We start from the raw sequence: 19,830 nt of genomic DNA, 5'->3' as shown, positions 1-19,830 counted from the left end.
TACGGTGGCGTCATGAATATCTGTGTCTTCCTCTCGTCCGCCGACCTCGACGACCGGTACACCCGTCCCGCACGGGAGTTCGCCGAACTGCTGGGCAAGGGAGGGCACACCCTCGTGTGGGGCGGTTCGGACGTCGGGCTGATGAAGGTGGTCGCGGACGGGGTGCACGAGGCAGGCGGGCGACTGCTGGGCGTCTCCGTGGAGTTCCTCTCCGCGCGGGTCCGCGCTCAGGCCGACGAGATGATCGTCGCGCGGGACCTGGCGGAGCGGAAGGCGCTGCTGCTGGAGAAGGCCGACGCGGTGGTCGTCATGGTGGGCGGCACCGGGACGCTGGACGAGGCGACCGAGATCCTGGAGCTGAAGAAGCACGGGCACAGCGACATGCCCGTGGTGCTGCTCAACACCGACGGCTTCTACGACGGCCTCAAGCAGCAGTTCCTGCGCATGGAGGACGAGGGGTTCCTGCCGCGGCCGCTCACGGACCTGGTGTTCTTCGCGGAGGAGCCGGTGGGAGCGCTGGCCTACCTGGAGGAGAGCCAGGGGATCGAGTGACGCGGGCGTTGAGCGGTGCCGGACGTCGCGAGCGGTTCCGGGTGTCGCGAGCGGTGCCGGGCGTTGAGCGGTGGCGGGCGCTGAGTGGTGCCGGGCGTCGCGCGGTGGCGGGCGTCGAGTGACTCGTGCGCGGCGGATGCGAGCATGGCGGGCATGGCTACTCATGTGATCACCGGGGCGGGCTCGGGCATCGGCGAGGCCGTGGCCCGCCGTCTGCACGAGCGTGGGGACGAACTCGTGCTGCACGCGCGCAACGCGGGCCGTGCGAAGGAGTTGGCGGCGGCCTTCCCCGGGTCGAAGACCCTGGTCGGCGACCTGGCGGACCCGGACCGGCTCTCCTGGGCCTTCTCGCACCAGTCCCTGCCCGACCGCGTCGACTCGTTGGTGCACAGCGCGGGCGTCATCGACCTGGGACCGGTGGGCGAGCTCACGCCGAGGTCCTGGCACCACCAGCTCAACGTCAACCTGATCGCCCCCGCCGAGCTGACCCGCCACTTCCTTCCCCAACTGCGCGCCGCACGCGGTCACGTGGTCTTCGTCAACTCCGGTTCGGGTCTGAACGCCCACGGCGAATGGTCCGCTTACGCCGCGTCGAAGCACGGCCTGCGGGCTCTGGCGAACTCCCTCCGTGAAGAGGAGCACGGCAACGGCGTCCGCGTCACCTCCGTCTACCCCGGCCGCACGGCCAGCCCCATGCAGGTCAGGGTCCACCAGCAGGAGGGCAAGGAGTACGACCCCGCGCACTGGATCACCCCGGAGTCGGTGGCGACGACGATCCTGATGGCCCTGGACCTGCCCCGCGACGCCGAGGTCCACGATCTGACGGTGCGGCCGGGACGTTGACCTCCGGGCGCCGGCGACGGACGTGAAGTCGTCCCCGCCCGGTTGCGTAGGCTTCGGGAGTGAGCGAAAACAGCGAGTTCAGCTTCGGCCCCGCCACCGGTGTCGGGTCCATGCCGGGCGGGGACGCCCGGGAGGCGGCCAAGACCGTCACCGGGTCCTTCGAGGACTTCCCGTTCCTCGCCGAGCTGCCGGCCCGGGGACCCGGGGCCGACATGATCGGACGGACCGCCGGAATGCTCGTCGAGCTGTACGCGCGCGTGGAGCCCAGCGGCTGGCGGATCGGGGACCGGCCGGGCCGGGACACCAAGCGGGCCAGGTCCTGGCTGGGGGAGGACCTCGACGCGTTGGAGGAGTTCACCCAGGGCTACGAGGGGCCGTTGAAGGTCCAGGCCGTGGGGCCGTGGACGCTGTCGGCCGCGCTGGAGCTGAAGAACGGCGAGGTGGCGCTCTCCGATCCCGGCGCCTGCCGGGACCTCGCCGGTTCCCTCGCCGAGGGGCTGCGGCTGCACCTCGACGAGGTGCGGCGGCGGATCCCCGGCGCCCGGATCGTGCTGCAACTCGACGAACCGTCCCTCGTCGCCGCACTGCGCGGACAGGTGCGCACGGCGAGCGGCTACCGCACCCACCGTGCCGTGGACCGGCAGGTCGTCGAGGCCACGCTGCGCGAGGTGATCGGGACGCACGCGGAGGGCCCGGTCGTCGTCCACTCCTGCGCACCGGACGTCCCCTTCGCCCTGCTGCGCCGGGCGGGCGCCGCGGGAATCTCCTTCGACTTCTCGCTGCTCACCGAGCGTGACGACGACATGATCGGAGAGGCGGTGGAGGGCGGCACCCGGCTCTTCGCCGGCGTCGTGCCGAGCACGGATACGCCATTGTCAGACCCTGCCGGTAGCGTCATGGGTGTCAGGACGCTGTGGCGCAGGCTGGGGCTGCATCCGGGACTTCTCGCGGAGGCGGTGACGGTCACTCCGTCGTGCGGACTCGCGGGGGCCTCTCCCGCGTACGCCCGCAATGCGCTGGGCCAGTGCGTCCGGGCGGCGAGGTCTCTCGCGGACAACCCTGAGTAACGGGAGGACAATACGGTGGCCGGCGACCAGGACGCACGGACGGACTCTCTGCCCGCCGAGGCGCGGGAGAAGCACGCGCAGCTCGCGGAGCAGATCGAGGAGCACCGCTTCCGGTACTACGTGAAGGACGCTCCCGTCATCAGTGACGCGGAGTTCGACAGGCTGCTGCGCTCGCTCGAGGCACTCGAGGACGAGTACCCGGAGCTTCGGACGCCCGACTCCCCGACCCAGAAGGTCGCGGGGGCGTACGAGACGGACCTCGCCGAGGTGGAGCACCGCGAGCGCATGCTCTCCCTCGACAACGCCTTCGACGACGCGGAGCTCGCGGCCTGGGCCGACCGCGTCGCCAAGGAGGTCGGCACGTCCGACCACCACTTCCTGTGCGAGCTCAAGGTCGACGGCCTCGCGGTGAACCTGACGTACGAGAACGGCCGGCTCACCCGCGCGGCCACCCGTGGTGACGGCCGCACCGGCGAGGACATCACCCCCAACGTCCGGACGATCGCGGAGATCCCGGAGCGGCTGCACGGCGACCGCGTCCCCGCTCTCGTGGAGATCCGCGGCGAGGTCTACTTCCCGATGGAGGCCTTCCAGGAGCTCAACGCGCGCCGTGTCGAGGCCGGCGAGAAGCCGTACGCCAACCCCCGCAACTCCGCCTCGGGTTCGCTGCGCCAGAAGGACCCCAAGGTCACGGCCACGCTGCCGCTGCACATGGTGGTGCACGGCATCGGCGCCCGCGAGGGCTTCGACATCGACCGCCTCTCGCAGGCGTACGAACTGCTGCGCGAATGGGGCCTGCCCACGACCACGCACGCGAAGGTCGTGGACTCCCTGGAGGGCGTACGGGAGTTCATCGCGTACTACGGCGAGAACCGCCACTCCGTGGAGCACGAGATCGACGGTGTGGTCGTCAAGCTCGACGAGATCCCGCTCCAGGGCCGCCTCGGTTCCACCGCGCGCGCCCCGCGCTGGGCCATCGCGTGGAAGTACGCGCCGGAGGAGGTCAACACCAAGCTCGTCAACATCCGGGTGGGCGTGGGCCGCACCGGCCGTGTCACTCCCTACGCGCAGGTCGAACCGGTCACGGTGGCCGGCTCGGAGGTCGAGTTCGCCACCCTGCACAACCAGGACGTGGTCAAGGCCAAGGGCGTCCTCATCGGCGACACCGTGGTGCTGCGCAAGGCCGGTGACGTCATCCCGGAGATCCTCGGCCCGGTCGCCGACCTGCGGGACGGCACCGAGCGGGAGTTCGAGATGCCCGCCGAGTGCCCCGAGTGCGGTACACCGCTCAAGCCGATGAAGGAGGGCGACGTAGACCTGCGCTGCCCGAACGCCCGCACCTGCCCGGCCCAGTTGCGTGAGCGCGTGTTCTATCTCGCGGGGCGCAAGGCGCTCGACATCGAGCACTTCGGGTACGTCGCCGCCGCGGCCCTGACCAAGCCGCTGGAACCCGCCGACCCACCGCTGGTGGACGAGGGCGAACTCTTCGACCTCACGATCGAGCAGTTGCTGCCCATCAAGGCGTACGTCCTCGACCAGGACAGCGGGTTGCCCAAGCGGGATCCGAAGACGGGCGAGGAGAAGATCGTCACGGTCTTCGCCAACCAGCAGGGCGAGCCCAAGAAGAACGCCGTCGCCATGCTGGAGAACATCCAAGCGGCCAAGGAACGCCCGCTGGCCAGGCAGCTGACCGGTCTGTCGATCCGCCATGTCGGTCCCGTCGCCGCCGAGGCGCTGGCGCGTGCGTTCCGCTCGATCGACCGCATCGACCAGGCCACCGAGGAGGAGTTGAGGAACACCGACGGCGTCGGGGAGATCGTGGCGCGCTCGGTGAAGGAGTGGTTCGCCGAGGACTGGCACCGCGAGATCATCCGCAAGTGGAAGGCCGCCGGAGTCCGCATGGAGGACGAGGGGGCGGGCGAGGACGAAGGGCCGCGCCCGCTCGAGGGACTCACCGTCGTCGTCACCGGAACGCTTCAGCGGTACACCCGGGACGGCGCGAAGGAGGCCCTGCAGAGCCAAGGCGCCAAAGTGACCGGATCGGTTTCGAAAAAGACCTCTTTTGTGGTGGTTGGTGACAACCCTGGTTCGAAGTATGACAAGGCTGTTCAGGCTAAAGTGCCAGTTCTGAACGAAGAAGGATTCACGGTTCTGCTCGAACAGGGGCCTGAAGCCGCCGCCGAAGTCGCGCTTCCGGCCGAGGAGTAGGGGTTGAAGGTGGGTTGAAGGCCACCCGTTCGGCGCATACCAGATGCATACGGGTGGCCGGGTCGCATTCGGGCAACCGTCGACGACCGGGGCCCGTAGACGCCTTCTGCGGCCTACTGTTGAGGTGTGCGCCTGCCGTGCCCGGATGCGGCTGGGGCATCCTCCTGCTCGTGGAGAGCAAGGGGAACGGTTTTCAGACGCGGTGTCGTTGATGGGTTGTTTCGGGCATCGGACCGCGTGGCGTGGGCACCGCCGGCTGTGAGAGGGACGGGAATGGAACCGACCGAGAGCGCCGCCTCGGACTCACGGCTGCGCCTGCGCGGGCTGTCCGGCGCGTGGCGACGCATCGGCCGGCGGTCGGCGCGACCGTCGGAGAACACCGAAGGAGAACAGCCGGCCGGTTCGGCGGCCCATGGGGTGCCCGGGGCCGCCGAGGGCGCACCCGGTGACAGCGGCGCGGTCCGCGGTCGGGGCCTCCTGGCCGCCGGAGACGGAACATACCGCGCGGGGCTCGGGTCCGGCACCGGTCGGGGCATCCCGGCCGCCGGTGACGGATCGTCCGGGACGAGCGGGCTCACGCTCGGCGGCGAACGCGGCGCCGGAAGCCGCGTCGGCCCACCCGCACTGCCGGCACTGCCCGCGCGGCCCGCTCGTCCCGCCCTTCCGCCGGCAACGGGCGACCGCGCGGCCAACTCCCCCTCCCAGGGGCGCGGTTCGGCCCGGCCCAGCTGGGCGGGCTCCGGGAACGCCTTCCGCCCTGGGAGCGGTTCCGAGCCGGCCGGGCACCACCCCGGCGGCGCGGGGTTCCCCGGCCACGGTCCCGGCCGCCCCAAGGCTCCGGCCGGTCACGTCACCGTCACCGGCGGCCCGGTGATGCCGACCGGGGGTGTGAACGTTCCCGGAATGCCGGGGAGCGAGCCCAAGTGGCGCCTGCCGTGGCCCCCGTTGCACACGACCGTCATCGGGGTCGCCGCCGTCGTCCTCGGCGCCGGGTTCTACCGAGCGTTCACCGGGAACCACGCGCTCTTCCCGTCCGGCACGGTCGGCTGGTCGCTGGCGGTGCTGACCGGCATCATCGTCGGCCATCTGGTGGCCCTCGGCCGCTCCCGCTGGTGGGGCGGTACCGGCTCGGGCGCCGCACTCACCCTCGCCGTCCTGCTGCTGTACGGGTGGGTGCCGGCCGGGATGGTCAGCCTCACCGTCGTCGTGCTTGTCGGCATCGCCCGGCGCAACCGCTGGCGGCAGGGCCTTCTCGGCGGCGCCGTCGACATCCTCGGCATCGGCGCCGGCGCACTGCTCCTCGCCGCTTTCGGCCGGGTGCCCTCGGTCGAATCGCCCTGGACACCCGAGTCCTGGACCGTCTACACCGGGCCTCAGGTGGCCCTGGTCGCCGCCGCCTATCTCGTGGCCACCCGCACCCTGTTGTGGTACCTCCACGCACCGCGCTCGGCGGGAGTGCCCACCGTCGCCCGCACCGCCCTGGTCAGACAGGGACTCGTCGCGGTGGCGCTGCTCGGCATCACACCGCTGGTGTGTGTGGTGGCCATCGCCCAGCCGATTCTGCTGCCCCTCTTCTCCGTTCCCCTCATCGCGCTCGACTCCACGCTGTGGATCGCGCGGGCGCGCGCCGAGGAGCAGTTGCGTGACCCGCTCACCGGACTGCCCAACCGGCAGTGGCTGCTCGAAAGGACCTGGACCGCACTGGACGACGCCGAGCGGATCGGTGCGCGTTCCGCACTGATGCTGATCGACCTGGACCGTTTCCGGTCCGTCAACGACACGTTGGGGCACCTCGCGGGAGACCGGCTGCTGCTGCAGATAGCGGACCGGTTGCGGGTGGCGCTGCCGCGCGGGGCGGAGGCCGCGCGGCTCGGCGGCGACGAGTTCGCCGTGCTGCTGCCGGTCGCCGACTCCACGACGTCCGCGACCCGGGTCGCCCGCAGCCTCGTCACGGCGCTCAGCTCACCGCTCGACCTCGACGGACTCACCCTCGTCCTGGAGGCCAGCGCCGGACTCGCGGTCTTCCCCGACCACGCCCTGGACGCCGAAGGGCTGCTGCGCCGGGCCGACGTGGCGATGTATCAGGCCAAACGGGACCGTACGGGGGTGGAGGTGTACGAGTCCAAGCGGGACTCCAACACGCCCGACCGGCTCGGCCTGCTCGGCGACCTGCGCCGCGCACTGGACGCGCACGAGGTCCAGCTCCACTACCAGCCGAAGGTCCGCTTCGACGGGCAGGTGGCCGGGCTCGAGGCGCTGGTCCGCTGGGTGCACCCCGAGCGCGGGAAGGTGCCGCCGGACGAGTTCATCGCCATCGCCGAGTCGTCGGGGCTGATGCCGCACCTCACCGAGTACGTCCTGGAGACCGCGCTCGCCCAGGTCGCGCGGTGGCGGGCGCAGGGCCTGCACGTACCGGTGGCGGTGAACGTCTCGCCGCGCGACGTCCACACCCCCGGTTTCGCCGGGTCGGTCGCGGCACGGCTCGCCCGGCACGGAGTCCCTGCCGGAGCGCTGCAGCTGGAGATAACGGAACACGTGCTCCTGGAGGACCCGCAGCGGGCCGCGGACACCTTGGCCGCGCTGACCGGGCACGGCGTGAAGATGTCCCTCGACGACTTCGGCACGGGCTACTCCTCGCTGGTGCACCTCAGACGGCTGCCGGTCAGCGAGCTGAAGATCGACCGCTCCTTCGTGGCACGGCTCGCCGTCGACCCGGAGGACGCGGAGATCGTCCGTTGCACGGTGGATCTCGCGCATTCCCTGGGACTGCTGGTGGTCGCCGAGGGCGTAGAGGACGACGAGACCTGGGAGCGGCTGCGGGACCTCGGGTGCGACGCGGTCCAGGGGTGGCTGGTCGCCGCGGCGATGCCGCCGGAGGAAACCACGGCCTGGCTGCGCGCCCGCGGATCCCGAGGCTGGCAGCGGGCCGCCGCGGCGCTGCCCGCGGCGGCGTCCGACGATCCGGGGCGGATGGTGTGACCGAGCCGCTGCGGGTGCTCTGACCCATGGGGTTCCTCGCCCCCGCCGCCCCTACCCTCCCCCCTGCTTGGCTTCGCTCGAGCTGGGGGGAGGGTAGGGGCGGCGGGGGCGAAACAAGCCTCTGCCCCAGCCCCCACGGCACGAGCCCGCGAAACCCGTGCGCGGGCACATGAGCGCTCCCCATAGGATTGGCCCCAAACCACACACACTCACCCCAGAGGATCGCTGCATGCCTGGCATCACGCGCGAGGAGGTCGCCCACCTCGCCCGGCTGGCGCGTCTGGAGCTGAAGCCCGAAGAACTCGACCACTTCGCCGGCCAGCTCGACGACATCATCGGCGCGGTCGCCCGCGTCAGTGAGGTCGCCGACCAAGACGTACCGCCGACCTCGCACCCGCTGCCGCTGACGAACGTCATGCGCGCGGACGAGGTCCGTCCTTCGCTCACCCCCGAGCAGGCTCTTTCCTGCGCCCCGGCCCAGGAGCAGCAGCGTTTCAAGGTGCCGCAGATCCTGGGGGAGGAGTAGGAATCCATGACGGACATCATCAAGCTCACCGCGGCCGAGATCGCGGAGAAGATCGCCTCCGGCGAGCTCACCGCGGTCGAGGTCACCGAGGCCCACCTCGCCCGCATCGACGCCGTCGACGAGAAGGTCCACGCCTTCCTCCACATCGACCGGGAGGGCGCCCTCGCCCAGGCCCGCGCCGTCGACGAGAAGAGGGAGCGGGGAGAGAAGCTCGGTCCGCTGGCTGGGGTCCCCCTCGCGCTCAAGGACATCTTCACCACCGAGGGGATCCCGACCACCGTCGGTTCCAAGATCCTCGAGGGGTGGATCCCTCCCTACGACGCGACCCTCACCAAGAAGCTCAAGGCCGCCGACGTCGTCATCCTCGGCAAGACCAACATGGACGAGTTCGCCATGGGCTCCTCCACCGAGAACAGCGCCTTCGGCCCCACCGGCAACCCCTGGGACCTCACCCGCATCCCCGGCGGCTCCGGCGGCGGATCGAGCGCGGCCCTCGCCTCGTACCAGGCCCCGCTCGCCATCGGCACCGACACCGGCGGCTCCATCCGCCAGCCCGCCGCCGTCACCGGCACGGTCGGCGTCAAGCCGACGTACGGCGGGGTCTCCCGTTACGGCATGGTGGCGTTCTCCAGTTCCCTGGACCAGGGCGGGCCGTGCGCCCGTACCGTCCTCGACGCCGCGCTCCTGCACGAGGTCATCGCCGGTCACGACCCCCTGGACTCCACCTCCATCGACGCCCCGGTACCGCCGGTCGTCGAGGCGGCCCGCAACGGCTCGGTCGCCGGGATGCGCGTCGGCGTGGTCAAGCAGTTCCGCGGCGAGGGCTACCAGGCCGGTGTGCTGCAGCGGTTCGACGAGGCGGTGACCCTGCTCAAGGAGCTCGGTGCCGAGATCGTCGAGCTGGACTGCCCGTCCTTCGACCTGGCACTGTCGGCGTACTACCTGATCGCGCCGAGCGAGTGCTCGTCCAACCTGGCGCGCTTCGACGGCCTGCGCTACGGCCTGCGCACCGGCGACGACGGCACCCGCTCCGCGGAGGAGGTCACCTCGCTCACCCGCGAGGAGGGCTTCGGCCCCGAGGTCAAGCGCCGCATCATGCTCGGCACGTACGCGCTCAGCTCCGGCTACTACGACGCGTACTACGGCTCCGCCCAGAAGGTCCGCACCCTCATCACGCGCGACTTCGAGAAGTCGTTCGAGAAGGTGGACGTGATCGTCTCGCCGACCACTCCCACCACCGCCTTCCCGATCGGCGAGCGCGCCGACGACCCGATGGCGATGTACCTTGCGGACCTGTGCACCATCCCGACCAACCTGGCGGGCAACGCGGCCATGTCGCTGCCCTGCGGCCTGGCGCCGGAGGACAACCTCCCGGTCGGCCTGCAGATCATCGCGCCCGCGATGCAGGACGACCGGCTGTACAAGGTGGGCGCCGCCGTCGAGGCCGCCTTCGTGGAAAAGTGGGGACACCCGCTGCTCGAGGAGGCTCCGTCACTGTGAGTAAGGCACTGACCAAGGCCAAGGGCTTCAAGAAGTCCAAGTCCGGTACGTACCTGTCCATGGCCGCCACCGCGTTCGGCGCGATCGGTGTCGCCAAGCGTCTGAAGAAGGCCCGGGCCGAGAACGACACGCTGGTGCTGATCGACGCCACCGTGTCCGCCGCCGCCATCGTCACCGGCCTCGCCATCCTCTACCGCGAGCTGAAGCGGCTGGGCGACGACGACGTCCTGCTGGGCTGAGAGGGAAGTTTCACCGTGACCACCACGACCGACCTGGTGTCGTACGAGGACGCGCTGGCGTCGTACGACCCCGTCATGGGCCTCGAGGTCCATGTCGAACTCGGCACCAAGACGAAGATGTTCTGCGGCTGTTCGACCGCGCTGGGCGCCGAGCCGAACACCCAGACCTGCCCGGTCTGCCTGGGCATGCCCGGCTCGCTCCCGGTCGTCAACGCGACCGGTGTCGAGTCCGCCGTCAGGATCGGCCTCGCGCTCAACTGCGAGATCGCCGAATGGTGCCGCTTCGCCCGGAAGAACTACTTCTATCCGGACATGCCGAAGAACTTCCAGACCTCCCAGTACGACGAGCCGATCGCCTTCAACGGCTACCTCGACGTCCAGCTGGAGGACGGCACGACCTTCCGTGTGGAGATCGAGCGCGCCCACATGGAGGAGGACACCGGCAAGTCGACGCACGTCGGCGGTGCCACCGGCCGTATCCACGGCGCCTCGCACTCCCTGCTCGACTACAACCGCGCCGGCATCCCGCTCATCGAGATCGTCACCAAGCCGATCGTCGGAGCCGGGGAGCGTGCGCCCGAGGTCGCCCGCGCGTATGTCGCCGAACTGCGCGAGCTCATCAAGGCGCTCGGGGTGTCCGAGGCCCGGATGGAGATGGGCCAGATGCGCTGCGACGTGAACCTGTCGCTGATGCCCAAGGGCAGTGACAAGTTCGGCACCCGGAGCGAGACCAAGAACGTCAACTCGCTGCGGTCCGTGGAGCGCGCCGCGCGCTTCGAGATCCAGCGTCACGCCGCCGTGCTGAGCGGTGGCGGGACGATCGTCCAGGAGACGCGTCACTTCCACGAGGACACCGGCTCGACGACGTCGGGCCGGGTCAAGGAGGAGGCCGAGGACTACCGCTACTTCCCCGAGCCCGACCTGGTGCCGGTGGCGCCGTCGCGCGAGTGGGTCGAACAGCTGCGCGCCGGTCTGCCGGAGCTGCCGCTGGCCCGCCGCAACCGGCTGCGTGAGGATTGGGACATCTCCGCCCACGACATGCAGGCCATCCTCAACGCCGGAGCCATCGAGCCGATCGTCGCCACCATCGACGCCGGCGCCGATGCCGCCTCCGCCCGCAAGTGGTGGATGGGCGAGCTGGCCCGCACGGCCAACGAGACGGGCACGTCGCTGGACGCGCTGCCCATCACGCCCGAGCAGGTCGCCCGGGTGACCGCGCTGGTCGCGGAGGGCTCCCTCAACGACAAGCTGGCCCGCCAGGTCATCGAGGGCGTCCTCAAGGGCGAGGGCACCCCGGATGAGGTCGTCGAGAAGCGCGGTCTGAAGGTCGTTTCCGACGAGGGCGCGCTGGGTGCCGCCGTCGACGAGGCCATCGCCGGCAACCCGGGCATCGCCGACAAGATCCGCGGCGGAAAGGTCCAGGCCGCCGGAGCCCTGGTCGGCGCCGTCATGAAGGCGACCCGGGGCCAGGCCGACGCCGCACGCGTGAAGGAGCTCATCCTGCAGAAGCTCGGCGTCGAGGGCTGATCCCCGAATTCCTCGGCGAAGCCGGATTCCTCAGCGAAAAGGGTGGCGCACCGTTACGGGTGCGCCACCCTTTTCTGCTGCCGCACGCCGGGGCGGGGCAGGATAAGGACGACGGCATAAAGGGGAGTTCAGATGAGGGGGAATTCACAGACGCAGGCTGTGAAGTGAGTCGCACTTACGCGTGAAACCCCGTCCGAAGAAGCAAACGATCTTTCCGCCTGTAACAGTATCTACACATTGCTCATGTGTTCTTTGCGGGCTGTTCCCGGTAAAGATCCACCCAACACCAGGGAGCACGTCCTTGAGGGCCCTTGCGCAGTGGTGTGTGAAACACCGGCTCGTCGTCGTACTCCTGTGGCTCCTCACCCTCGGCGGCGTCGCCGCGGGCGCGGCCGTGGCGGGATCCGCGTACTCGAACGACTACGAGGTCCCCGGCACCGAATCCGGCCGTGCGACCCAGCTGCTGCGGGAGGGCTTCAAGGACCTCGGCGGCGACAGCGACACCGTCGTCTGGCGCACCACGCCCGGCAAGGTCAGCGCCGCCGACGTCGAGCAGACCATGACCCGCACCCTCGACGAGATCGCCGAACTGCCCGGCGTCGCCGCGGTCACCAGCCCCTACGAGAACACGTTCGCGGGCCAGATCAGCGACGACGGCCGCACCGCCTACGCCACCGTCACCTTCGACGACCCGGCCGAGGACATCGACCAGGGCGAGGCACAGGCCGTCGTCGACACCGCGAAGGCCGCCGAGACCGAGGGGCTCCAGGTCGAACTGGGCGGCAGCGCCGTCGCCCTCACCGAGTCCTCCGAAGGCCATGTCGCCGAGATCGTCGGCGTGATCGTGGCCGCCGTCGTGCTCTTCCTCGCCTTCGGCTCGCTCGCCGCCTCACTGCTGCCCATCGCCACCGCACTGGTCGGCGTCGGAACCGCCTACTCAGCGATCGTGCTCCTCGGGCACGCCATGACCGTCGCCGACTTCGCCCCCATGCTCGGCATGCTCATCGGGCTCGGCGTCGGCATCGACTACGCGCTGTTCATCGTCACCCGGCACCGGCGCGGACTGAAACGCGGCCTGCCGGTCGCCCAGGCGGCCACCGAGGCGGTCGCCACCACCGGCCGCGCGGTCGTCTTCGCGGGTGCCACCGTTTGCATCGCCCTCCTGGGCATGCTCATCCTCCGGCTGAGCTTCCTCAACGGTGTGGCGATCGCCGCCTCACTGACCGTCGTCCTCACCGTCGCCGCCTCCGTCACCCTGCTCCCCGCCCTGCTCTCCTACATCGGCCCGCACGCCCTCAGCAGGCGCGAGCGGCGTCGGCTCGACGAACACGGCCCCGAGCCGGAGATACCCACCGGACTCGCCGCCCGCTGGTCCGCCTTCGTCGAGCGCCACCCCAAGCTGCTCGGCGCGGTCGCCCTGGTCGTCATGACCGTTCTCGCCCTCCCCACGTTCTTCCTCCACCTCGGCACCTCCGACCAGGGCAACAACCCCGAGTCGGCGACCACCCGACAGGCCTACGACCTGCTCGCCGACGGCTTCGGACCGGGCCTCAACGGCCCGCTCACCCTCGTCACCCCCGTCGACGGCGCCGACGACGAGGTCGCGCTCGACAACTTCGGTGCCACGCTCAAGCTGACCGACGGCGTCGCCTCGGTGAGTCCGGTGACCTACAACGCCGACAAGGACACCGCCTACCTCACCGTCGTCCCGGAGTCCTCCCCGCAGTCCCAGCAGACCAGCGACCTCGTGGAGCGGCTGCGCACCGACGTGCTGCCGCGCGCGGAGACGGGCACCTCGCTCGATCTGCACGTCGGCGGGGTCACCGCGAGCTACGACGACTTCGCCGACGTCATCATCGGCAAGCTGCCCCTCTTCGTGGGTGTCGTCATCGGCCTCGGCTGCGTCCTGCTGCTGCTCGCCTTCCGGTCCATCGGCATCCCGCTCAAGGCCGCCGCGATGAACGTGGCCGCCGTCGCCGCCGCCTTCGGTGTCGTCGTCGCGATCTTCCAGTGGGGCTGGGGAAGCGAACTCCTCGGCCTCGGCAGGGCCGGCCCGATCGAACCCTTCCTCCCCGTGATCATGGTGTCGGTCCTCTTCGGGCTCTCCATGGACTACCAGGTCTTCCTGGTCAGCCGGATGTACGAGGAATGGCTGGAGACCGGCGACAACCGGCGCGCCGTCCGTGTCGGCCTCGCCGAGACGAGCCGCGTGATCAACTCGGCGGCCGTCATCATGATCTCGGTCTTCCTCGCGTTCGTGCTCAGCGGGGACCGCGTCATCGCGATGTTCGGCATAGCGCTCGCCTCCGCCGTCGCCCTCGACGCCTTTGTCCTGCGGACGCTCCTGGTCCCGGCGCTGATGCACCTGCTCGGCGGCGCCAACTGGTGGCTGCCGCGCTGGCTCGACCGCCGCCTGCCGCGCATCAGCATCGAGCCGCCGGAATGCCGGACCACCATCCCCGCGCCCCGCGACGGCGTCCTCACGGAGAAGCTCGTCGAGCAGCCGCGCGTGACCTCCGACGACCACTGAGCACGACCGGCGACCACCGACGATCCCCGACGACCACCGGGCGATCATTACTTCGTTAAGAGAGTTCTCAGACTGCGTCCGTACGGTGCCGGGCATGGCTACGAAGACAGTTGACGAGACCGGAGCGAAGAGCGAAGAGGAGGGCGCAAAGGCCACGGAGGCGACCGAAGCCGCCGAGACCGCGGGGACTGCCGACACCGCCGAGGACGAAACGGCGGGGGCCGAGGCCCAGGACACCGTCGACGAAGACGACGAGTACTTCGAGGCCGGTGACGAGCAGCCCGAAGCGGCAGGGGCGCAGGCCGGTGTCGGCCAGGGTGCCGGCGCCGTCGTGTCCGTCGCGCTCGGGGTCGTCTCGCTGACCGGTAGCTGGCTCGGCACCGTGGCCTCCGCGCGCGAGACCCTCATCGGCCAGCTGCGGACCTCCTCCTCGGCGAGCGTCGCCCAGCAGATCAAGGAGGTCTACGGGGATGCCTGGCAGACAACCGCACTCATCGGCGGCGTCTTCGCACTGCTCGCGCTGATCGTCGGTGCTCTCGTGCTGATCCGGCCGCTGTTCGGCGCACCCGTACGTCCGCAGGCCGCCTGGATCAAGTCGGTCGCCTGGGCCGGCGTCTCGCTCGGTGCCCTCGGCCTGCTCCTGGCGGTCGCCAAGTACTCCGACATCCTGTTCGGACTTCCCTCCCCGAGCTGACAGCCGCGGGCCGCCCTCCGCGGCCCGGCACCACACCCACCCGGGCCTTAGGGGTCCTTTCACTATGCCCGCCCGGGTCGCGTGGTCTGGCACCGCTCCCCCAAGCTCTCGGCTGCGCTCGAGCAGGGGGCACCCCCATCGCCGCGTTGCCAAAAGGTCCTAGTAGCTCCGCTACGAGGACCTTCCGGCGCCTTGCGATGCACGGCACCAGACCACGCGACCTGATCGGACGCTCATAGTGCAAGGACCCCTTAGGGCTTGCCGGGATACAACTTGCGTGCTCCGGGTCTTGACACTGCAGCTCAGGACAGATGCTCGCCGACGATTTATTTCCCGGCAAGCCCTTAGGCCCGCCGGGCGCCTCAGTAAGCACCCTCTGAGGGGCCTCACGGCGGTTCTAAGGCCCCGTCGCATTGGGAAGATGCGGAAGTCTCCCGATGTGGCGGACCCCCCTTGGATACGAAGGTTGAGCCATCGCCGAAAGCGAGCGTGGATCCCTCGATGGATCGCCCGACGGACGCTCGGCGAAGTCAAGGAATCGCTCAACGAATCTCTCAAGGGGAACGAGATGTTCGAGTACGAACTCCACCAGATCCGCTCCGACGAACTGATCCGCCAGGCCGAGGACTACCGCATGGCCCGCAGAGCCCGAGAGGCCCGTCGCGCCCGCCGTTCCCGAATCCGCCGCGCACCGGAGCCACAGTCCCCGGAGGACCAGTCGCACACCACACGCCCACGCTGGCACCGACCGGCCCGTGCGGCATCGTGAAGACGCAGAACCCGCCCGGCCTGGAGGACCCGCCTGCCCTGGAGGAACGGGGCGGCCTGACGCGGGCCATCGCGCCGAAGAGCGCCCCGCCGCCGCGGGACAGCCGTACGGGGGCTGTCGCGCGGAGGCGGGGGGCGCGGACGTGTCCGCAGGACCCGCCCCATCCCCGCCCGTCCCCGCCGCGAGCCCCATCCCCGATTCCGCCGCGAGCCCTATTCCCGGTCCCGCCGCGAGCCCTATTCCCGGTCCCGCCGTGAGCGCGCCCGCGCAGCTGCCGAGCGCCGTGGCCGAGGTCCCCTCGGCAATAACCGGTGCCGTCATGTCAGCCCCCTGTGCGATGCTCGGGCCCGTGGAGACCAGGTCCGTCAGCCCCGTGTTCGTCGGCCGCACAGACGAGTTGGGAGTCTTGAACGACGCGCTCGCCCGCGCCGCCGGGCCGGGCGGAGAACCGCAGGCACTGCTCGTCGGCGGTGAGGCCGGCGTCGGCAAGACCCGGCTGATCGAGGAGTTCGCCACCACGGCCTGTCGCGAGGGGGCCGTCGTCGCGCTCGGCGGCTGTGTCGAGATCGGCGCCGACGGTCTGCCGTTCGCTCCCTTCTCCACCGCCCTGCGCGCGCTGCGGCGCATGCTCCCCGACGAGCTGGCCGCCGCGTCCGAGGGACAGGAGGGGGAGCTCGCCCGGCTCCTGCCCGAACTCGGCGACACCCCCCGCGGGCGCTACGACGAGGAAGGCATGGCGCGCCTCTTCGAGCTCACCGCCCGCCTCCTGGAACGAGTCGCCGCAGACCGCACCGTGGTCCTTGTCCTCGAGGACCTGCACTGGGCCGACGCCTCCACCCGCCATCTCCTCGCCTATCTCTTCCGCACCCTGCGCCGGGGCCGCCTCGTCGTCGTCGCCACCTACCGTTCCGACGACATCCACCGCCGCCACCCGCTGCGCCCCCTCCTCGCCGAACTCGACCGCCTCCGCACGGTCCGCCGCATCGAACTCGGCCGTTTCAACCGCGCGGAAGTGGCCCGCCAGATCGCCGGAATCCTCGCCCGGCAACCCGACCCGGACCAGGTCGACGAGATCTTCCAACGCTCCGACGGCAACGCCTTCTTCGTCGAGGAACTCGCCGTCGCCGCCCACGAGGGGTGCTGCACCGGGCTCACCGACTCCCTGCGCGACCTGCTCCTCGTCCGCGTCGAAGCCCTGCCCGAGGACTCCCAGCGGGTCGCCCGCGTCGTTGCCGAGGGCGGTTCCACCGTCGAGTACGACCTGCTCGCCGCCGTCGCCGGACTCGCCGAGGACGACCTCATCGAGGCGCTCCGGGTCGCCGTCGGCGCCCACATCCTGCTCGCCGCGCCGAGCGGTGACGGGTACCGCTTCCGGCACTCCCTGGTCCGCGAGGCCGTCAGCGACGACCTGCTGCCCGGCGAGCGCTCCCGGCTCAACCGCCGCTTCGCCGAGGCCCTGGAAGCCGACCCGGCTCTCGTCCCCGGCGACGAACGTGCCACCCGCCTGGCCAGTTACTGGTACCACGCCCACGACGCGGCCAAGGCCCTGCCCGCCGTGCTCGAGGCCTCCGTCGCCGCCCGCCGCCGGCACGCCCACTCCGAGCAACTGCGGCTCCTGGAGCGGGCCATGGAACTGTGGGACGCCACCCCCGCCGAGGTCCGCGCCGCACTGCGCCCTGCCGACTACGCAGAGGTCTACCCTCCCTGCGGCTGCGACCCCGCCACCACGGCGCTGAGCTACCTCGACCTGATGGCCGAAGCCGCCGTCGCGGGCCGGCTCTGTGGAGACCGCGAACGCGCGGGGCAACCTCGGCGAGTCGCTGATCTCCCTGGGCCGCTGGGACGAGGCCGCCGAAGCCGCGGCCAACGCGCAGAAGACCGGCCAGGACGCCAAGCCCCGCGGCAGCGGCGCCCTCAGTCTGGCCGCGCTCGCGCTGTGCCGGGGTGACGCCGCCGCTGCCGCGCGCCACCTCGCCGACGCCCGTCACTATTACGGCACCCATGACCCGATGCCGCAGACCACCCTGCCGATGGCAGCGCTGAGCATCGGAGTCGCCGCGGCCGAGGACCGGCTTCTCGACGCCCGCGCCGAACTCGAACGCGCCCTCGACACCGGCCTCCCGCCCGGCACCCAGCGCTACGGCTGGCCACTGCTGCTCACCGCCGCTATCGCAGAGTCGGAGGCACGCGGGCTGCCGGTGGCCGAGCAGGGCCGGGACGAAGTCCTCGGGCGAATCCGCGGGGCCGCCAAGCCCCTCGCCACAGCCGTGCCGTTGTGGGAGGCGTACGCCCTGTGGGTGCGCGCCGAGCTGCTGCGAGCCGAGGGCCGGGACACCCCGCTCGACTGGTCCGAGACCGTCGCCGCCTTCGAACCTCTGGCGCGGCCCTACGATCTCGCCCGCGTCCGGCACCGTCTCGCCGAAGCCCTGCTCGGCTCCGGCGGCGGCGAGCCGGAACGCGACCGGGCCACGGATCTGCTGCGGCTGGCCCACACGGTCGCCGGCCACCTCGGCGCGCGTCCCCTCGCCGACGCGACCGCCCTGCTCGCCCAGCGCGCCCGCCTCACCCTCACCTGTACTCCCGCACCGCCCGCCGCCGACCCCGCCGAGACCCTCGGCCTCACCAGCCGCGAACGCGACGTCCTCCGCCTGGTCGCCGCCGGCCGCAGCAACCGTCAGATAGCCGAGGAACTCTTCATCTCCCCGAAGACGGCCAGCGTCCACGTCTCCAACATCCTCGCCAAACTCGCCGTCTCGGGCCGCGGCGAGGCAGCCGCCCTCGCCCACCGGCTGCGCCTGTTCCCACCAGGACCGCAGGACCGGCGGGCCGGATAGGGCCACCCGGCCCCGAGACCCGGGGAGGCGAACGGATCCGTCCCACCCTGGACCTTCAGCAGTGCCTGACCGACCATGAACAAGGAGGGCCGGAGCCGCCGGTCCGGGGGAGGCGCCGTGTTCAACGTGTTCGAGGAGATCTTCTCTCCCGGCCGCAAGCACACCAACGACGAGAAGAAACGACTGGCGACGACCCGGGTGGACATCGGTGACAACGACCCGGGGCGGGGCCCGATAGACCTCGCGTCCGGCAAGGTGGTCATGCGGTTACCCGCGCAACGGCCCACCGAGCCGGACGAGCGGCCCGGCGAGCGCTGACCCCGCCCCGGCGCACCCACCGTCAGCTCACGCGCAACTCCAGTATTCGGTCGTCGCCCTGCTCCGGGGTGCCGCGGCCGTCCGTCTCGCTCGTCATCAGCCACAGCCTGTCGCCGCCCGCCGCGACCACCGTGCGCAGCCGGCCGTACTCCTCCGTCAGGAAGGCCTGCGGGTCGGCCGACACCTCCGTGCCCTCGAGGGGGATCCGCCACAGGCGCTTGCCCCTCAGTCCCGCCATCCAGATCGAGCCCTCGGCGTAGGCGATACCGCTCGGCGACGCCTCGTCCGTCCTCCACTGGGCGACCGGGTTGTGGTACCCGGAGTCGTCGCTCCGGCCCTCCGCCTCCGGCCAGCCGTAGTTGTCGCCCGGCTTGATCTGGTTCAGCTCGTCCCAGGTGTCCTGGCCGAACTCCGCTGCCCACAGCCGCTGCTTGTCGTCCCACGCCAGGCCCTGGACATTGCGGTGACCGTACGAATACACCACCGAGTCACCGAACGGGTTGCCCGGAGCGGGATCACCCTCCGGGGTCATCCGAAGGATCTTGCCGCCCAGCGACTCCTTGTCCTGCGACAGGCCCCGCTCACCCGACTCGCCCGTCCCCGCGTACAGCATCTTGTCCGGACCGAAGGCGATCCGGCCGCCGTTGTGGATGAAGCCCTTCGGGATGCCCTTGAGGATCGTGTCCGGCGCGCCCAACTGCTCGCCCGACGGCTTCTGCTCGTCGTAGATCATGCGGACGATGCGGTTGTCCGACTCCGTCGTGAAGTAGGCGTACACCTGGTGGTCCGAGGCGTAGGCAGGCGAGAGCGCGATGCCGAGCAGGCCGCCCTCGCCTTCCGGGGAGACGCCCGGCACGGTGCCCAGCTCCGTCTTCTTGCCGCTGTTCGCGTCGACCCGGACGATCGTGCCCTCGTCGCGCGAGGAGACCAGCAGGTCGCCGTCCGGCAGCGGGGCCAGGCCCCACGGTGACTTCAGGCCCTCGGTGACGGTCCGCACGACCTTCACCGAGCCCTTGGCCGGAGGCGCCGACTCCCGTGCCTGTTGTGTGGGGGACGAGCCGGTATCCGTCCGGCTCGGAGTGGGGGTGGTGCCCGAGGCGCCCTCGTCGCCCGAGGAGCAGCCGGCCGTGAGCAGGAGGGCGGCCGCGGCCAGCACGGCCGTCACAGCTCGACGTTGCACGATCAAGTCCCTTCGACGCGAGCGGTCCTACTGTTCTTACACCGCCGCCGCCCCGCGAGTTCCC

14 protein-coding genes and 2 pseudogenes are annotated in these 19,830 nt (G+C 70.9%); 15 read left to right on the top strand and 1 reads right to left on the bottom strand.

Features of this window, described 5'->3' with window-relative positions:
- Positions 1–12: 12 nt before the first annotated feature.
- From EF387_RS31800 to EF387_RS31730, 15 genes and pseudogenes are all read left to right on the top strand, one after another.
- Positions 13–552: an LOG family protein gene (locus EF387_RS31800; protein ID WP_128380111.1), complete on the top strand. Its 540-nt coding sequence runs from the start codon at positions 13–15 to the stop codon at positions 550–552.
- A 144-nt stretch (positions 553–696) separates the two neighbouring features.
- Positions 697–1,395, top strand: a complete 699-nt coding sequence (locus EF387_RS31795) for an SDR family oxidoreductase (RefSeq protein ID WP_128380110.1) — start codon at positions 697–699, stop codon at positions 1,393–1,395.
- Positions 1,396–1,454: 59 nt separating this feature from the next.
- Positions 1,455–2,462, top strand: coding sequence for a methionine synthase (locus tag EF387_RS31790; protein ID WP_128380109.1), 1,008 nt, complete (start codon positions 1,455–1,457; stop codon positions 2,460–2,462).
- A gap of 15 nt (positions 2,463–2,477) precedes the next feature.
- Entirely contained in the window at positions 2,478–4,670 is a 2,193-nt protein-coding gene (gene ligA / locus EF387_RS31785) for an NAD-dependent DNA ligase LigA (RefSeq protein WP_128380108.1), read from the top strand.
- Positions 4,671–5,600: 930 nt separating this feature from the next.
- A pseudogene (locus tag EF387_RS31780) lies at positions 5,601–7,649 on the top strand (putative bifunctional diguanylate cyclase/phosphodiesterase); the annotation flags it as partial.
- 229 nt (positions 7,650–7,878) lie between these two features.
- Positions 7,879–8,175 (top strand): Asp-tRNA(Asn)/Glu-tRNA(Gln) amidotransferase subunit GatC, encoded by a 297-nt coding sequence (gene gatC / locus EF387_RS31775; RefSeq protein WP_128380107.1) that lies wholly within the window; start codon positions 7,879–7,881, stop codon positions 8,173–8,175.
- A 6-nt stretch (positions 8,176–8,181) separates the two neighbouring features.
- Positions 8,182–9,675, top strand: a complete 1,494-nt coding sequence (gene gatA / locus EF387_RS31770) for an Asp-tRNA(Asn)/Glu-tRNA(Gln) amidotransferase subunit GatA (RefSeq protein WP_128380106.1) — start codon at positions 8,182–8,184, stop codon at positions 9,673–9,675.
- The gene (locus EF387_RS31765; protein WP_128380105.1) at positions 9,672–9,914 is read left to right on the top strand and encodes a hypothetical protein; all 243 of its coding nucleotides are present in this window, start codon (positions 9,672–9,674) and stop codon (positions 9,912–9,914) included. The genes gatA and EF387_RS31765 overlap by 4 nt, the downstream gene beginning before the upstream one ends.
- Positions 9,915–9,929: 15 nt before the next feature.
- On the top strand, positions 9,930–11,441 hold the full coding sequence (gatB, locus tag EF387_RS31760) for an Asp-tRNA(Asn)/Glu-tRNA(Gln) amidotransferase subunit GatB (protein ID WP_128380104.1): 1,512 nt from the start codon (positions 9,930–9,932) through the stop codon (positions 11,439–11,441).
- 301 nt (positions 11,442–11,742) lie between these two features.
- On the top strand, positions 11,743–13,971 hold the full coding sequence (locus EF387_RS31755) for an MMPL family transporter (RefSeq protein ID WP_128380103.1): 2,229 nt from the start codon (positions 11,743–11,745) through the stop codon (positions 13,969–13,971).
- 94 nt (positions 13,972–14,065) lie between these two features.
- A complete protein-coding gene (locus tag EF387_RS31750; protein WP_128380102.1) occupies positions 14,066–14,665 on the top strand; it encodes a hypothetical protein in 600 nt (199 codons plus the stop codon).
- 568 nt (positions 14,666–15,233) lie between these two features.
- Positions 15,234–15,434, top strand: coding sequence for a hypothetical protein (locus tag EF387_RS31745; protein ID WP_128380101.1), 201 nt, complete (start codon positions 15,234–15,236; stop codon positions 15,432–15,434).
- A gap of 337 nt (positions 15,435–15,771) precedes the next feature.
- Positions 15,772–17,719 (top strand): annotated as a pseudogene (locus tag EF387_RS48685) (ATP-binding protein); the annotation flags it as partial.
- Entirely contained in the window at positions 17,702–18,268 is a 567-nt protein-coding gene (locus EF387_RS50150; protein ID WP_420802649.1) for a helix-turn-helix transcriptional regulator, read from the top strand. The pseudogene EF387_RS48685 and the gene EF387_RS50150, both read left to right, overlap by 18 nt.
- 117 nt (positions 18,269–18,385) lie before the next feature.
- Complete coding sequence (locus EF387_RS31730; protein WP_128380100.1) at positions 18,386–18,586, top strand: DUF6191 domain-containing protein; 201 nt, start codon at positions 18,386–18,388, stop codon at positions 18,584–18,586.
- Between the two features lie 22 nt (positions 18,587–18,608).
- Here EF387_RS31730 and EF387_RS31725 read toward each other — a convergent pair whose 3' ends face one another.
- On the bottom strand, positions 18,609–19,772 hold the full coding sequence (locus EF387_RS31725) for a PQQ-dependent sugar dehydrogenase (RefSeq protein ID WP_128380099.1): 1,164 nt from the start codon (positions 19,770–19,772) through the stop codon (positions 18,609–18,611).
- Positions 19,773–19,830 lie beyond the last annotated feature (58 nt).

Origin of the sequence: Streptomyces cavernae (assembly GCF_004023625.1) — a bacterium.
In the GTDB taxonomy this organism is placed as follows: Bacteria; Actinomycetota; Actinomycetes; order Streptomycetales; family Streptomycetaceae; genus Streptomyces; species Streptomyces cavernae.
This window is presented reverse-complemented; position numbering and strand designations above follow the sequence as displayed.

Excerpts from the sequence above, each read along its gene's own strand:
- EF387_RS31800 (WP_128380111.1), top strand. The coding sequence starts at position 13 with ATGAATATCTGTGTCTTCCTCTCGTCCGCCGACCTCGACGACCGGTAC.
- EF387_RS31795 (WP_128380110.1), top strand. The coding sequence starts at position 697 with ATGGCGGGCATGGCTACTCATGTGATCACCGGGGCGGGCTCGGGCATC.
- gatC (WP_128380107.1), top strand. The coding sequence starts at position 7,879 with ATGCCTGGCATCACGCGCGAGGAGGTCGCCCACCTCGCCCGGCTGGCG.
- gatA (WP_128380106.1), top strand. The coding sequence starts at position 8,182 with ATGACGGACATCATCAAGCTCACCGCGGCCGAGATCGCGGAGAAGATC.
- EF387_RS31750 (WP_128380102.1), top strand. The coding sequence starts at position 14,066 with ATGGCTACGAAGACAGTTGACGAGACCGGAGCGAAGAGCGAAGAGGAG.
- EF387_RS31745 (WP_128380101.1), top strand. The coding sequence starts at position 15,234 with ATGTTCGAGTACGAACTCCACCAGATCCGCTCCGACGAACTGATCCGC.